Annotated in this window: 12 protein-coding genes and 5 tRNA genes; 3 read left to right on the top strand and 14 right to left on the bottom strand. The window is 65.8% G+C overall.

The genetic code is table 11. From position 1 onward, the window contains the following. Nucleotides 1-439: 439 nt before the first annotated feature. Nucleotides 440-530, bottom strand: a tRNA-Ser gene (locus tag HH110_RS16950). A gap of 167 nt (nt 531-697) precedes the next feature. On the opposite strand from HH110_RS16950, the gene HH110_RS16945 reads away from it, so the two are divergent. Further along, nucleotides 698-1,402: a PP2C family serine/threonine-protein phosphatase gene (locus HH110_RS16945; RefSeq protein WP_176990741.1), complete on the top strand. Its 705-nt coding sequence runs from the start codon at nt 698-700 to the stop codon at nt 1,400-1,402. A gap of 48 nt (nt 1,403-1,450) precedes the next feature. Here the strand turns inward: HH110_RS16945 and dnaQ are convergent, their stop codons facing one another. From dnaQ to HH110_RS16930, 3 genes are read right to left on the bottom strand one after another with little or no spacing between them, the layout of a single operon-like run. Continuing rightward, on the bottom strand, nt 1,451-2,182 hold the full coding sequence (gene dnaQ / locus HH110_RS16940) for a DNA polymerase III subunit epsilon (RefSeq protein WP_176990740.1): 732 nt from the start codon (nt 2,180-2,182) through the stop codon (nt 1,451-1,453). A 4-nt stretch (nt 2,183-2,186) separates the two neighbouring features. Beyond that, nucleotides 2,187-2,639, bottom strand: coding sequence for a ribonuclease HI (gene rnhA / locus HH110_RS16935; protein WP_121042991.1), 453 nt, complete (start codon nt 2,637-2,639; stop codon nt 2,187-2,189). A gap of 11 nt (nt 2,640-2,650) precedes the next feature. After that, complete coding sequence (locus HH110_RS16930; RefSeq protein WP_176990739.1) at nt 2,651-3,295, bottom strand: methyltransferase domain-containing protein; 645 nt, start codon at nt 3,293-3,295, stop codon at nt 2,651-2,653. A gap of 11 nt (nt 3,296-3,306) precedes the next feature. Here HH110_RS16930 and gloB point away from each other — a divergent pair, with 11 nt between their 5' ends. After that, the gene (gene gloB / locus HH110_RS16925) at nt 3,307-4,074 is read left to right on the top strand and encodes a hydroxyacylglutathione hydrolase (RefSeq protein WP_176990738.1); all 768 of its coding nucleotides are present in this window, start codon (nt 3,307-3,309) and stop codon (nt 4,072-4,074) included. Next, nucleotides 4,071-5,285 carry a lytic transglycosylase domain-containing protein gene (locus HH110_RS16920; RefSeq protein WP_176990737.1) on the top strand — a complete coding sequence of 405 codons (1,215 nt, stop codon included), beginning with the start codon at nt 4,071-4,073 and terminating at the stop codon, nt 5,283-5,285. The genes gloB and HH110_RS16920 overlap by 4 nt, the downstream gene beginning before the upstream one ends. Before the next feature lie 167 nt (nt 5,286-5,452). Here HH110_RS16920 and HH110_RS16915 read toward each other — a convergent pair whose 3' ends face one another. The 10 genes from HH110_RS16915 to tig form a co-directional block, all read right to left on the bottom strand. Then, on the bottom strand, nt 5,453-7,426 hold the full coding sequence (locus tag HH110_RS16915; RefSeq protein ID WP_176990736.1) for a peptidyl-prolyl cis-trans isomerase: 1,974 nt from the start codon (nt 7,424-7,426) through the stop codon (nt 5,453-5,455). 214 nt (nt 7,427-7,640) lie between these two features. Continuing rightward, nucleotides 7,641-7,717: transfer RNA gene (locus HH110_RS16910), tRNA-Asp, on the bottom strand. Nucleotides 7,718-7,807: 90 nt separating this feature from the next. Continuing rightward, a tRNA-Asp gene (locus HH110_RS16905) sits at nt 7,808-7,884 on the bottom strand. An 83-nt stretch (nt 7,885-7,967) separates the two neighbouring features. Then, a tRNA-Asp gene (locus tag HH110_RS16900) sits at nt 7,968-8,044 on the bottom strand. 29 nt (nt 8,045-8,073) lie between these two features. Continuing rightward, a tRNA-Val gene (locus HH110_RS16895) sits at nt 8,074-8,148 on the bottom strand. An 11-nt stretch (nt 8,149-8,159) separates the two neighbouring features. Continuing rightward, nucleotides 8,160-8,432 carry an HU family DNA-binding protein gene (locus tag HH110_RS16890; protein WP_019185801.1) on the bottom strand — a complete coding sequence of 91 codons (273 nt, stop codon included), beginning with the start codon at nt 8,430-8,432 and terminating at the stop codon, nt 8,160-8,162. 207 nt (nt 8,433-8,639) lie between these two features. Continuing rightward, a complete protein-coding gene (lon, locus tag HH110_RS16885) occupies nt 8,640-11,114 on the bottom strand; it encodes an endopeptidase La (protein ID WP_176990735.1) in 2,475 nt (824 codons plus the stop codon). A 142-nt stretch (nt 11,115-11,256) separates the two neighbouring features. Next, nucleotides 11,257-12,546, bottom strand: coding sequence for an ATP-dependent Clp protease ATP-binding subunit ClpX (gene clpX / locus HH110_RS16880; protein WP_019185803.1), 1,290 nt, complete (start codon nt 12,544-12,546; stop codon nt 11,257-11,259). A gap of 126 nt (nt 12,547-12,672) precedes the next feature. Further along, the gene (clpP, locus tag HH110_RS16875; RefSeq protein WP_176990734.1) at nt 12,673-13,299 is read right to left on the bottom strand and encodes an ATP-dependent Clp endopeptidase proteolytic subunit ClpP; all 627 of its coding nucleotides are present in this window, start codon (nt 13,297-13,299) and stop codon (nt 12,673-12,675) included. Between the two features lie 66 nt (nt 13,300-13,365). After that, nucleotides 13,366-14,658 carry a trigger factor gene (gene tig / locus HH110_RS16870; protein ID WP_176990733.1) on the bottom strand — a complete coding sequence of 431 codons (1,293 nt, stop codon included), beginning with the start codon at nt 14,656-14,658 and terminating at the stop codon, nt 13,366-13,368. Between the last annotated feature and the right edge of the window lie 183 nt (nt 14,659-14,841).

The raw sequence follows: 14,841 nt of genomic DNA, 5'->3' as shown, positions 1-14,841 counted from the left end.
GGATCAGGGAGAAACCGGCGTGGGGACCCAAGCTACCCAGCGGTCGCAAGACCTAGAGCCACACGGTCGCCCACGCCGGGCTCTCGGCACCTAAAGTGCCAGATCGGCAAGAGATAAGAGCCACGCCGTGCGTGGCTGCGCGATGGTCGGCGGAAGGCAGCCACGCGTGGCGTGGCTCCACCTCGATGGCGTCGCGTGGCCTGCGGGATGGCCGCTTCGTTGCCGGGATTGCTGGGCCCATCCATGGGCCCAGCCCTTCCGCGCTGCGCGCTCCAGGGCCAGACGTTCGTCTGTCCGGATCTGCTCCTGCAGATCCGTCGAACCCCCGTCGGGGGTTCTCATCCCCCGCAATTGGGCGCCGCTCATTTCGCAGCGGTCGGAAGACGCCCGATCTCGGACATGAAAAAGGCCGCCCACTGGGCGGCCTTTTTCATGTATCTGGCGGAGAGGGGGGGATTCGAACCCCCGAGGCGCTATAAACGCCTGCCTGATTTCGAGTCAGGTACATTCAACCGCTCTGCCACCTCTCCAGATGGTCCCGGCGAACCGGGACGCGAATGATACGGGCAGGACGCGCTGGCGACAAGTCATTGCGGGCAAAGAAGTGAATTTCTTCTGTATGGATGCCTTGCCGGATGTCCGGCGGGCCGCGATCATGCCGTTATCCCTCGCAATCCTCACCGGCCCGCGCCTTCCCATGATCGAATTCGGACACCTGACCCACCCCGGCCTGCGCCGTGACCTCAATGAGGATACGTATTACGGCGATGGCGAACTGGCGCTGTGGCTGGTCGCCGATGGCATGGGCGGGCACGCCTGTGGTGAGGTCGCCAGTGCGCTGGCGCGCGAGACCATCGTGCGGGAGATCCGCCGCGGCGCGACGCTGGCGCATGCGATCCGGATCGCAGACGAGGAGATCATCCGCACCTCGCGCCGCCGCAACGACAGCCTGCCCATGGGTACCACCGTGGTGGCGGCCCGGGTGCAGGGCAATCGGTACGAGGTGGCGTGGGTCGGTGACAGCCGCGCGTATCTGTGGCGCGATGGCACGCTGGCCCAGCTCAGCCAGGATCACAGCGTGGTCCAGGAACTGGTCGCACAGGGCAATCTGACCGCCGAGCAGGCCCGCGCGCATCCGCACCGCAATGTGGTGACCCAGGCGCTGGGCGTGACCGATCCCGCGCACCTGAATGTGGCGACCACCACCGGTGAGCTGCGCCCGGGCATGCAGCTGCTGCTGTGTAGTGACGGGCTGACCGAGGAGGTGGAGGACAAGGGCATCGCCCGCACCCTCGCCTTCGACGATGCCAGTGCACAGGAATGCGTGGATACGCTGGTCGCCGCCGCGCTGGATGGCGGCGGCTCGGACAACATCACGGTGATTCTGGTGCGGTGCCACTGATACAACCGTCCCGACCAACGGTCGGGAACTACCGCCGGGGTTGTTTCGTCAGGCGCTGACCGCTTCTACCGCTTCGGGTTCACCATCCCAGATCGCGCGGCCGGCCTTCTTGCGCAGCTTGGCCAGTCGCGCTTCGTGCGCCTCCAGTTCCGAGGCCGTGGCGACCACGCGCGGGCGTGGCAGCAGGCGCGAGGTGTCGAAGGTCTGCGCGTGGGCGCTGCCGGGCTTGTGGTCGTCGGCCGAGCCGAAGCCGATTTCTTCCTGGCCCGAGGTCAGCGCGATGTACACATCGCCCAGGATCTGGGCATCGAGCAGGCCGCCGTGCAGCTGGCGGTGCGCGTTGTCTACGCCCAGGCGCCGGCACAGCGCGTCCAGCGAGTTGCGCTGGCCGGGGAAGCGCTCGCGCGCCATCTTCAACGTATCGATCACCGTGCAGCGGTCGGTGATCTTGCCGTAGTGGTCGCCGAGCAGCGACAGCTCGTTGTCCAGGAAGCCCAGATCGAACGCCGCGTTGTGGATGATCAGCTCGGCGCCGTCGATGTAGGCGAGGAAGTCATCGACGACCTGGGCGAAGTCCGGCTTGTCGGCCAGGAACTCCAGGGTCAGGCCGGTGACTTCCTGCGCGCCCTGTTCGAACTCGCAGTCTGGCTTGAGGTACTGGTGGTAATTGTTGCCACTGGGGCGGCGCTCGAGCAGTTCCACACAGCCGATTTCGACGATGCGGTTGCCCTTCCGCCATTCCAGGCCGGTGGTTTCGGTATCAAGGATGATCTGACGCATGGGCTCAGTGTACCGGGCCGGCGGCGCGGATCCGGATCGCGGCGTCGCGCGCCAGCTGGTCCACGCGCTCGTTGTCCGGGTCGCCGGAGTGGCCCTTCACCCAGCGCCAGTCGATGGTGTGCTTCAGCGTGGCCGCGTGCAGGCGCTCCCACAGCTCCCGGTTCTTGACCGGCGAGCCGCCGGCGGTCTTCCAGTTCTTGCGGATCCAACCGGGCATCCACTCGGTCAGGCCCTGGCGCACGTACTGCGAATCGGTGAACAGCACGATGTTGCACGGCTCGGTGAGCGCTTCCAGCCCCGAGATGGCCGCCATCAGTTCCATGCGGTTGTTGGTGGTATGCGCTTCACCACCGCTCAGCTCGCGCTCGTGCGCGTTGTAGCGCAGCAACGCCGCCCAGCCGCCGGGGCCGGGATTGCCGAGGCAGGAACCGTCGGTGTGGATTTCTATCGTTTTCATTCCATTCCAGATCAGGTGGCCACGGTCCCGTGCCAGCGTGGCACGGCCACGGGCGTCGGTCCCGGCAGGGCCAGAGTGCGTTTTTCAGCGGTGAACAGACAGGCGGCCCGCAGCGGGGCGAGGTCGCGTCGGGCCGGCGAGCGGTCGCGCCACATCGGGCCGAGGTATTGCAGGTCTTCGCAGCTCAGGCCGGCCTGCGTGAGGGTGTGGCGCAGCCGCTGCGGGCTGCGCACGATCAGCCCGTGATGGCGCCACTGGCGGCGGTACGGGCTGAACGGGTTGAGGGTGGACAGCCACAGGCGCCCGCCCGGCATCAGCACGCGGGCGCAGTCGGCGATCAGCTGCTCGGCATCGCGCGCGGTGACGTGCTGCAGGACGATCGCATTGACGCTCTCGTCCGGCAGCGGCAACGGCAGGCCGCAGTGCACGTCCCCGGCGTAGGCCGCCCCATCCCGGAACAGGCGCAGGCCGCGGCCGGGCAGTTCGACACGCTCCAGCCAGCCGGGCGTCGGTGCCACCCACAGCCAGGGGTTCACCGGGCGCTCGGCGAGCAGGGTGCGCAAGCGCTCGGATTCCAGACGGCACAAGGCTTGTGCCGGTTCAGTATCAAACCAGGATGCGACTGTCGCTTGACGGGGGCTCGGCACGAGGGGCATGGTCCAATTCTATGCGACTGACCGCCCTACCCGCGTTTGCGGACAATTACATCTGGGCGCTGGTCGCCGACGACGGCCGCGCCATCGTCATCGACCCCGGCCAGGCCGACCCCGTTCTGGCCGCCGCAGCGCAGCAGGGATGGGTTCCCCACAGCATTCTGTTGACCCACCACCACGACGACCACATCGGCGGCGTGGCCGAGCTGCAGGCCCGTTTTCCCGCCGTGGAGGTGTACGCACCGGTGGAACCGCGCATCGCGGTCCCTGCCCACCGGGTGGCCGAAGGTGAATGCGTTCAGGCATTGGGGCTGGGGTTCCACGTAGTATCCGTGCCCGGGCACACCCGGAGCCATATCGCGTTTCACACCGCTGAACATCTTTTCAGTGGCGATGCGTTGTTCAGCCTGGGCTGTGGGCGCATGTTCGAAGGTACGCCTCCCCAGCTTCTGGCATCCCTGCGGAAGCTGGCGGCCCTGCCAGCGCAACTGATGGTCTGTTGCGCCCACGAGTACACCCTGTCCAATGCCGTCTTCGCGCGGCATGTAGACCCCACCAACGCTGCGCTGTCGCAGCGCCATGAGGAGGCCTTGGCCATGCGCCGCGATGACCTGCCCACGCTGCCGGTTTCACTGGCAAGCGAGCTGGAATGCAACCCGTTCCTGCGTACGAACACCCCCGCCATCCAGGCGGCCGTCAGCGCCCATCGCGGGCGTCCCGTTACCGATGAAGTCGATGTTGTCGCAGGCCTGCGACACTGGAAAGACGGATTTCGAACATGAGTCGGCGATTGTTGCCGCTCGCGCTTGGCCTGGCGATCGCCGTGGCCGGCAGCGCGGGCGCCCAGTCGTTGACCGCCGGCATGTCGCAGAACGTGGCCGGCCTGTCCTCCCTTCCCCTGACCGCTGCGGCCCTGCCGCCGGCCTCGGTGCGCAACGGACAGGACATCTTCGCCAGCTTCCGCGCCGGCCTGGCCGAACCCACCTGTGACGCCGAGGCGACCAGCCCGCGTTGGCAGAAGCAGTTCGCGCATGCCCCCTCGCGGTTGGCCAACCAGGACGATGACGCCCTGGTGCTGTTCGGCTACGTGGTCGAAGAGCTGCGCAAATCCGACCTGCCGACCGAATTCGCGCTGATTCCCTTCGTGGAAAGCGGCTACCGGCCCAACGCCCGCAACGGCGGTGGCCCGGCCGGCCTGTGGCAGTTCATCGCCACCACCGCCAAGAACCACCGCGTGCAGATGACCCCGGGCTATGACGGCCGGTTGTCGGCGGTGGATTCGACCCAGGCCGCGGTGCGCTACCTGAAGACCCTGCACGGCATGTTCGGCGGCGACTGGCGCCTGGCCACGATGGCCTACAACGCCGGCGAGTACCGGGTGCTGCAGTCGCTGCGCAAGGCCGGCATGAATGCGCAGAACGCGCGCCCGGCCGAGCTGCCGGGGCTCTCCCCGGTGACCTATGCCTACGTCGAGAAGCTGCATGCCCTGGCCTGCGTGCTGGAAGACGCGGAAACCGAGCCGGCCGTGATGGCCTCGCTGGACCGCACCGTGCCGGTACTGAAGGGTCATACCCTCCCGGCCGGCACCAGCGTCCAGCAGTGGGCCCAGCAGCGCGACCTGGATCCGGCACGGATCGCCCGCCTCAATCCGGCCCTGGCCAGTGGCAAGGGCCGTCCGGCCGGCCAGGTGACGGTTCTGGCCCCTACCGCGCACGCGCCGGTGGATGCCAGCGCCAGCGTGGCCGCCATCGCGGTGGCGCCGAGCGCGCCGACGGACACCACGGCCGCGCGTACCGCGCCCGGTCCGGTGGCCACCCGCGCCGTGGCCAGCGCGGATCGCCCGCGCAGCCGCCGCCACACCGTGCGGGATGGCGAGTCGGCCTGGGCGATCGCCCGCCGCTACGGGATGCCGCTGAAGGCCCTGCTGTCGCTCAATGGGCTCAGCGGCAGCAGCGTGCTGAAGCCGGGTGCGGTGCTGCGCGTCGAAGACTGACCCCGCGGTCCGCATTGCAGGTGACGACAATGCCCGGTTCTGCCGGGCATTGTCGTTTCCGGGCAATGTCCGCCTGCTCTGGCGGGGCCCGGATGGCGGACGAAGCACGCACAACAAAAAGCCCGGCAGTGCCGGGCTTTTTGTTTTCCTTGCAGAAGCCGACCCGGTTAGAGGTTGGCTTCTTCGGTCTGCACTTTGAAGTGCTTGCGCATCGCGTCGACGTAGGCCTTGGCGGCGGCCATGCCGTCGATCTGGCTCAGCTGTTCCTTGAGCTGCTGCTGCTGGGCGGCGTCGACTTCGGCGACGTTGCCCGGGCTGACCTTGGTGACCGCATAGATCACGTAGCGGCCCTGCACGGCGACCTTGCCGTAGCTGGGCTTGCCTTCGGCCGGCAGCGGCGCGCTGAACACGGCGCGGTTGATCTCCGGGGTCGGCACCGGCTGGGTGCGCGGCAGGCCCGGCAGCGGGCTGATCTGCAGCTTCTCGCTGGCGGCCAGCGCCTGCAGGGTCTGACCGGCCTTCAGCTTGGCCAGCACGGCGTCCACGGCCTTCTCGGACGCCTGGCGGGTGCGGTCGGCATGGATCGCAGCGATGACCTGCTCACGGGCCTTGGCCAGCGGCAGCGCCTGCTCCGGGCTGTGCTCGGTCACGCGGATCATCACGGTGTGGTTCGGGCCCAGCTCGATCGGGTCGCTCACCGTGCCGTCCTGGGTCAGGACGTCGGAGAACGCCGCGCGCAGCACGGCCGGGTTGGCGGCGATGCCACTGGCGGTGGTGCGGGTGAACGGGCCGAGGGTCTGCACCGGCAGGCTCATGTCCTTGGCCGGGCCTTCCAGCGAGGTCGGGTTCTTGTAGACCAGGTCGACCAGGCGGCCGCTCAGCTCGGTGAACACGCGATCGGCGTCGGCCTTGGCCTGCTCGGCCGCCAGCTGGTCACGCACGTCTTCGAACGAACGGCCTTCGCCGCCCTTGGTCTCGCGCAGCTTGAGCACGTGGAAACCGAAGTCGGTCTTGACCGGACCGGTGATCTCGCCCGCCTTCATGGCGAACAGCGCGTCTTCGAACGGCTTCACCATCGCGCCGCGCTCGACCCAGCCCAGGTCACCGCCGGTGTCCTTGGAACCCGGATCTTCGGAGTTGGCCTTGGCCAGTGCAGCGAAATCGGCACCCGGTGCCTTGGCTTCGGCGGCGATGCGCGTGGCCTTTTCTTCGGCTGCCTTCAGCTTGGCCGGATCGCTGCCGTCGACGGCGATCAGGATGTGCGAGGCCAGGCGCTGTTCCGGCGTGGCAAAGCGCGCCTTCTCGTCCGCATAGCGCTTGCGCAGCGTGGCTTCGTCGGCCGCGGCGGCAGCCGGCAGGTTCGCGCCGTTGATCTCGACGTATTCCAGCGACACGGTTTCCGGCTGGCGGAAATCCTTGGTGTGGCCGTCATACCACTGCTTGATCTGCGCGTCGGTCACTTCGGCGGTATCGGCCGGGATTTCCGGCAACGCGGCCAGCTCGACGTCGCGGGTTTCACCCAGCAGCTTCATCAGGCGCTCGGCTTCGCTCTGGGTGGTGAACCCGGAACGCTGCAGGGCCGACGGAATGATCGACTGCTGGATGCTCTCGCGCACCAGCGCTTCGAACTGCGTCGGCGTGCGCGGCGGATTGCCGCTGGCCAGCGCGATGCGGTAGTTGTCCTGGTTGAACTTGCCGTTCGCATCCAGGAAGGCCGGGATCGAAGCGATGTACTCGCGCACGGCACCATCGCCGATCACGATGCCGGACTGCTCGCCGGCCAGGCGCACGACCTGCTCGTCGATCATCTGGTCCAGCACGGCCAGCTTGCTTTCCGTGCTTTCGAACTGGCGCGGATCGAAGTCCTCGCCCTGGTCCTGGCGTGCCTGCTGGCGCGCCTGCTCGAAGCGCACGCGGAAATCATTGGAGCTGATCTCATGGTGCTGCCACAGGAACGAGACCGGCCACCACGACGGGGCGGACTTCCACCAGGTCGGCGGTGCGGCCACTTTGGCCACGTTCTGCGAGCCGACGCCACCGAGGTAGCTGGAGTCGATCACGAACAGGAACGGAATCATCAGCAGCCCCAGGATCACGGTAACGATCCAGCCCGAGGTCTTGTCGCGAAGTTTCTGCAGCATGGGAAAAATCAAGGCCTGATTGGCGAGCCCGGCAGTGTAACCCGCTTCGCGGCAGGCTCCAAAAGTCCGCGCGCCACGCCCCGGCGCACGATCCGCCCGGTGCCACGCCAGCGGATCGGCGGCTGGCGGACGACCGGCAGTACGGCGCTGATCGGCCTGCTGGATCGGGGGGAAAAAAAAAGCCCTTGGTTTTCACCAAGGGCTCTTCAAAGATTGGCGGAGCGGACGGGACTTGAACCCGCGACCTCCGGCGTGACAGGCCAGCATTCTAACCAGCTGAACTACCGCTCCGCACTTGAAACTTTGCAGGCGCTCATTCTATCCGAAGATATTCAGATTGCCCACCCCGAAATACTGCTTTTTTCGAGGTTTTTGTAAAACTGGCGGAGCGGACGGGACTTGAACCCGCGACCTCCGGCGTGACAGGCCAGCATTCTAACCAGCTGAACTACCGCTCCGCACTAAACCGCTTTTGTTTCCGCCGCGACCTGCGTCGCTGGAGAAAACAAGGCCCCCGATCGCTCAGGGGCCCTATTGAAACTGGCGGAGCGGACGGGACTTGAACCCGCGACCTCCGGCGTGACAGGCCAGCATTCTAACCAGCTGAACTACCGCTCCACATTTCAAAACTTTTTACTGGCAGTGCCTGGTGGGTGCTGAGGGTTTCGAACCCCCGACCCTCTCCGTGTAAAGGAGACGCTCTACCGCTGAGCTAAGCACCCCAGCAAGCCGCTTAGTTTACGGCATCCTTCAGGGCTTTGCCAGCCTTGAACGACGGATTCTTCGACGCAGCGATCTTGATGGTGTCGCCGGTCTTCGGGTTGCGGCCGGTACGGGCAGCGCGGTCGCGGACCTGGAACGTGCCGAAGCCCACCAGCGTCACCGCATCACCGCCCTTCAGGGCCTTGGTGACGGAAGCGATGACGGCATCAACGGCGCGGCTGGACTCGGCCTTGGTCAGGTCGGCGGCTTCAGCAACGGCGTCGATCAATTCGGTCTTGTTCATTCTCTACAGCTCCTTTGGCGGGGATTCCGCGGATTCAACATTGAGACACCCGACGACGATACGCCGCCGGATGCCAGTGAAGTTCTCTGTTCGCCGAATTCAGATTTACGCTGACTCGCGAGTGGTGCTTTTATACCAGTGCCCCCCTACCCGCGCAAGCTGAAAAGCCAATAACGACGCGGGTTTCGGGCAGTTGGACAGCGCGCGTCAATGCTTGACGCGCGTGGTGGAAGCTGTCTTGGACTTGCCACGTACCGTGACGCGTTGCCCATCTTTCTTGGGCTTCGGCGCGGTCAGCGGCGTCTCCAGCGCCAGGTCGAGCACTTCCTCGATCCACTTCACCGGCACGATCTTCAGATCACGGGTGACATTGGCGGGGATATCGGCCAGATCCTTGCGGTTCTCCTCGGGGATGATGACCGTGGTGATCCCGCCACGCAGCGCCGCCAGCAGCTTCTCCTTCAGGCCGCCGATGGCCGTGACGCGGCCCCGCAGGGTGATCTCGCCGGTCATCGCGACTTCAGCCCGGATCGGCACCTTGGTCAACGTGGACACCAGCGAGGTCACCATGGCGATACCCGCGCTGGGACCGTCCTTCGGGGTGGCGCCATCGGGCACGTGGACGTGCACGTCGTGCTTCTGCAGGAACTCGTTGTCGATGCCCAGCCGCTCGGCACGCGAACGCACCACCGACAGGGCCGCCGAGGCGGACTCCTTCATCACGTTGCCGAGCTGGCCGGTCAGGATCAGCTGGCCCTTGCCCGGCACCAGCGTGGATTCGATCTGCAGCAGGTCGCCGCCGACTTCGGTCCAGGCCAGGCCCGTGACCAGGCCCACTTCGTTCTGTTCTTCCGCACGGCCGAAATCGACACGGCGCACGCCCAGGTACTTGTCCAGGTTCTTGCCGTTGACCACCACCAGCGCCTTCTTCTTCGCGCTGGCCTTCTTGCCGGCCTTGGCCGGCTTCGCAGCCTTGGCCGGCGCGACCGGACCGGCGAGCGCGATCTCCTTGACCACCTTGCGGCAGATCTTGGCGACTTCGCGCTCGAGGTTGCGCACGCCGGACTCGCGCGTGTAATAGCGCACGATGTCCTGGATGGCGTCCGCCTCGATCTCCAGTTCTTCCGGCTTCAGGCCGTTGGCCTTGATCTGCTTGGGCACCAGGTAACGCATGGCGATGTTGAGCTTCTCATCCTCGGTGTAACCGGGGATGCGGATCACTTCCATGCGGTCCAGCAGTGGGCCGGGGATGTTGAGCGAGTTGGAGGTCGCCACGAACATCACTTCGGACAGGTCCAGGTCCACTTCCAGGTAGTGATCGTTGAACGCGTTGTTCTGCTCGGGGTCGAGCACTTCCAGCAGCGCCGAGGACGGATCGCCACGGAAATCCATCGACATCTTGTCGATCTCATCCAGCACGAACAGCGGGTTCTTGCTGCCGACCTTGTTGAGGTTCTGCACGATGCGGCCCGGCATCGAGCCGACGTAGGTACGACGATGGCCGCGGATCTCGGCCTCGTCGCGCACGCCACCCAGGCTCATGCGCACGAACTTGCGGTTGGTCGCCTTGGCGATGGACTGGCCGAGCGAGGTCTTGCCCACGCCGGGCGGGCCGACCAGGCACAGGATCGGGCCCTTCATCTGCTTCACGCGCGACTGCACCGCCAGGTATTCCAGGATGCGGTCCTTGACCTTGTCCAGGCCGAAATGATCGGCGTCCAGCGTGTCCTGCGCGGCCTTGAGATCCTTGCGGACCTTGCTGCGCTTCTTCCACGGCACGCCCAGCAGCCAATCCAGGTAGTTGCGCACGACGGCGGCTTCGGCGGACATCGGCGACATCTGCTTGAGCTTGTTGAGCTCGGCCTTGGCCTTGGTCTCCACCGGCTTGGGCATGCCCGCCTCGGCGATCTTGCGGGCCAGCTCGTCCATCTCACCCGGCGCATCGTCCAGGTCACCCAGTTCTTTCTGGATGGCCTTCATCTGCTCGTTGAGGTAGTACTCGCGCTGGCTCTTTTCCATCTGCGACTTCACGCGGCCGCGGATGCGCTTTTCCATCTGCTGCACGTCGATCTCGCCATCGACCAGGCCGACCAGCATTTCCAGGCGGTCGCCGATCTGCAGCGTTTCCAGCAGGCGCTGCTTGTCGGCCAGGCGCACGCTGATGTGCGCGGCGATGGTGTCGGCCAGGCGCGCGGGCTCGTCGATGCCGGCCAGGGTCTGCAGCAGCTCCGGCGGCAGCTTGCGGTTGGTTTTGACGTACTGCTCGAACAGCGACATCAGCGAACGGGCGATCGCCTCGATCTCGCGCGGCTCGCGCGACTCGTCCGATTCGATTTCCATGCCCACGCCGTGCAGCGAGCCATCGCGCTCGGTCACTTCGGTGACGTTGACGCGCGACAGGCCTTCGACCAGCACCTTGATGGTGCCATCGGGCAGCTTCAGCAGCTGCAGCACCTGGGCGAGCGTACCGACCTGGTACAGATCGGCGGCGGACGGATCATCCGTCTCGGCGGACTTCTGCGCGAGCAGCAGGATGCGCTTGTCGGCCTCCATCGCCTGCTCCAGCGCATGCATGGACTTGTCACGGCCGACGAACAGCGGAATGACCATGTGCGGGAACACCACCACGTCACGCAGCGGCAGTACCGGCAGGTCGAGAGTCTCAGTTGGGGAACGGGCCATGTGGGCTCCAGTGGAACAGTGGGGATGGCCTCCGGGCGCCTCGCCCGGATACAAAAAAAGCCGATGGCCTCGTTATGGGGCCATCGGCTTCTAGATGCAAGCTGTTCTGAAAAATTTCTTTCAATTCAATTACTTGAACTGATTATTCAGCACCAGCCGCCTTCTGTTCAGGCGCCGGTGGCGTCTGGTAGATCAGGTACGGTTCGGACTTGTGTTCGATCACCGATTCGTCCACCACCACCTTGCTGACGTTCTCTGCCGAGGGCAGGTCATACATGGTGTCCAGCAGGACCGATTCGACGATCGTACGCAGGCCACGGGCACCGGTCTTGCGCTTGAGCGCCTTGCGGGCGATGGCGGCCAGGGCGTCCGGACGGAACTCCAGCTCGACGTGCTCCATCTCGAACAGCTTCTTGAACTGCTTGGTGATGGCGTTCTTCGGCTCGGTCAGGATCCGCACCAGGGCGGCCTCGTCCAGCTCTTCCAGGGTCGCCACGACCGGCAGGCGGCCGACGAACTCCGGGATGAGGCCGAACTTGATCAGATCTTCCGGTTCGACTTCCGCCAGGATCTTGCCCACTTCCTGCTTGCGCTCGGAACTCTTCACCTTGGCACCGAACCCGATGCCGCCCGAATCGTTGGAGCGCTGCTGGATCACCTTGTCCAGGCCGGCAAACGCGCCGCCACAGATGAACAGGATGTTCTTGGTGTCCACCTGCAGGAATTCCTGCTGCGGGTGCTTGCGACCGCCCTGCGGCGGCACGCTGGCCACGGTGCCTTCGATCAGCTTCAGCAGGGCCTGCTGGACGCCTTCGCCGGACACGTCGCGGGTGATCGACGGGTTCTCGCTCTTGCGCGAGATCTTGTCGATTTCATCGATGTAGACGATGCCCTGCTGTGCCTTCTCGACGTCGTAGTCGCACTTCTGCAGCAGCTTCTGGATGATGTTCTCCACGTCCTCGCCCACGTAACCGGCTTCGGTCAGCGTGGTGGCGTCGGCCATGGTGAACGGCACGTTGAGCAGGCGGGCCAGGGTCTCGGCCAGCAGCGTCTTGCCCGAACCGGTCGGACCGACCAGCAGGATGTTCGACTTCGCCAGTTCGACCTCGTCGTTCTTCTGACGGCTCTCGATGCGCTTGTAGTGGTTGTATACGGCCACGGCCAGGGTCCGCTTGGCGCGGTTCTGCCCGATCACGTACTGGTCCAGGACCTCGAGGATCTCGCGCGGCTTGGGCAGCGAACTGCGGGCCGACTGCGCCTTCTCCTCCAGCTCCTCACGGATGATGTCGTTGCACAGCTCGACGCATTCATCGCAGATGAATACGCTCGGACCCGCAATCAGCTTGCGCACCTCATGCTGGCTCTTTCCGCAGAAGGAGCAGTAGAGGATCTTGCCGGTGTCCGTGGAACGACCTTGGCGGTCTTCGCTCATGCTTCGCTTACCCAGTTACCCCACCCGACTGAACGGGGGTTCGATTCGAGAATAGCACAGGGTCAGGAGGACGCCAGTCCTGCCCGACCCGGTGGAAACAAGCCGGTTTCCCGGCCTGGTACAACCTTACGCCGGCTGGATCGACTCTTCCGGACGACGCTCCAGGACCTGGTCGACCAGGCCGTAGGCCACCGCATCGGCCGCGCTCTTGAAGTTGTCGCGCTCGGTATCCCGGGCGATGGTCTCCAGCGACTGGCCGGTGTGCTTGGCCAGCACTTCGTTCAGGCGCGAACGCAGGGTCAGGATTTCCCGGGCATGGATGTCGATGTCCGAGGCCTGGCCCTGGTAGCCGCCCAGCGGCTGGTGGATCATCACGCGCGAATTCGGCAGCGCATAGCGCTTGCCGGCCGCGCCCGATGCCAGCAGCAGGGCGCCCATCGAGGCCGCCTGGCCGACGCAGATGGTGCTCACGTCCGGCTTGATGTACTGCATGGTGTCGTAGATCGCCATGCCGGCGGTGACCACGCCACCGGGCGAGTTGATGTAGATGCTGATGTCCTTTTCCGGGTTGTCCGCTTCCAGGAACAGCAGCTGCGCCACCACCACGTTGGCCATGTGATCGTCGATCGGGCCCACGAGGAAGATCAGACGCTCTTTCAACAGGCGCGAATAGATGTCATAGGCGCGCTCGCCGCGGCTGGTCTGTTCGACCACCATCGGAACCATGTTCAGGGCTGTGGTTCGGTTGTCCATTAGTGAGGCACCTATTTTGGGGGGAACGACCCCGCGCCGGGGCGCGGGGCGTAAAACGCGGGCCGCTTACTGGCGGATCGCGTCCTGGAACGACAGCTTCTCTTCGGTGTGCTGGGCGCGCTCGGCGATCCAATCGATCACCTGCTCTTCCATCACGCGATTCTGAAGCCCAGTCATCAGCTGGGGGTCATTGCGGTACATCTCAATGACCTGCTCCGGCTCTTCGTAGGTCGAGGCGATCAGGCGCATGGTTTCATTCAGGCGCTTCGGGTCCAGGCGCAGGTCGTTCCTGCGGGCCACTTCACCGACCAGCAGGCCGACCAGCACGCGCTTGGCGGCGGCGTCCTTGAAGCCTTCATGGGCGTCGGCCGGGACGTCGCCCGGGTTGCGGCCGCTGCGGCGGATCTGCTCGATCTGCTGGGCCAGCATGGCGCGGGCTTCGTTCTCGACCAGGCGCGGCGGCATTTCCACGGAGGCGTAGGCGGCGATCAGCTGCTCACCGACTTCGCGGCGCAGGCGGTTCATCAGGGCACCCTTGAGCTCACGCTCCAGGTTGGCGCGGATGTCCTTGCGGAACTGCTCCACGTCGCCGCCCTTCACGCCAAAGCTCTTGATGAACTCGGCATCCACGTCCGGCAGCACCGGCGCGGACACGTCCACCGCCTTGACGGTGACCTTGACCTGCTTGCCCGCCAGCGCGGGAACGCGCCAATCGGCCGGGAACTCGACGTCCAGGGTCTTTTCTTCACCGGCGGCCAGACCGACCAGGCCCTGCTCGATCTGCTCGAACATCATGCCCTGGCCCACGATCACGCTGCCCTTTTCGGTGCCTTCGGCCGGCAGGCGCTCATCGCCGGCCTGCGACCAGGTTTCCAGGGCGACCAGATCGCCGTCCTCGGCGCCACGGGTGACCGGGCTCCAGCTGCGGCGCTGCTCGCGCAGGTTGGTGATCATCTGGTCGATGTCGGCGTCGTTGATTTCGGCGGTGTGGCGGACCACAGTCAGCTTGCTGACGTCCACGTCGCCGAAGTCCGGCACCAGCTCGACGGTGGCCACGAAGGACAGCTCGCCCTCGCCCTTGTCGATGCGCGGGGTACCGGCGATGTGCAGTTCGTGCTCGCGCAGGGCGGCATCGAAGGTTTCACGCAGCAGGCCGTCGACGGCTTCGCTGCGGACCTGCTGGCCGAAACGCTGCTCGATCACCTTGGCCGGCACCTTGCCCGGGCGGAAGCCCTTGATGCGCGTGGTGCGGGCGATCTCGCCCAGACGGCCGCTGATGTGCGTCTGCAGACGGTCTTCCGGCAGCGAGAAGGTCAGGCGGCGTTCCAGATTGCCAGTGGATTCGATCGAAGCTTGCATGTTGACTCCTGCCACCGGCGGCATGGGCCCCGGCACGATGTGATGGATGAAACGGGTTTTGGACGCGGGGTCGTGGACGCGCATGCCCGCCGCAGCCCTGTAGTTTCGCCGATAAACGCCAGCGCCGCCAGCGCGGGCCGAGAACGTCCCGGGCCACCACGGGCCCAGCATGTGGCCGTCTCC

It is taken from the genome of Stenotrophomonas sp. SAM-B (genome assembly GCF_013387485.1).
Lineage (GTDB): Bacteria > Pseudomonadota > Gammaproteobacteria > Xanthomonadales > Xanthomonadaceae > Stenotrophomonas > Stenotrophomonas maltophilia_AA.
The sequence above is the reverse complement of the archived record's forward strand: the minus strand, read 5'-3'. Positions and strand labels throughout refer to the sequence as shown.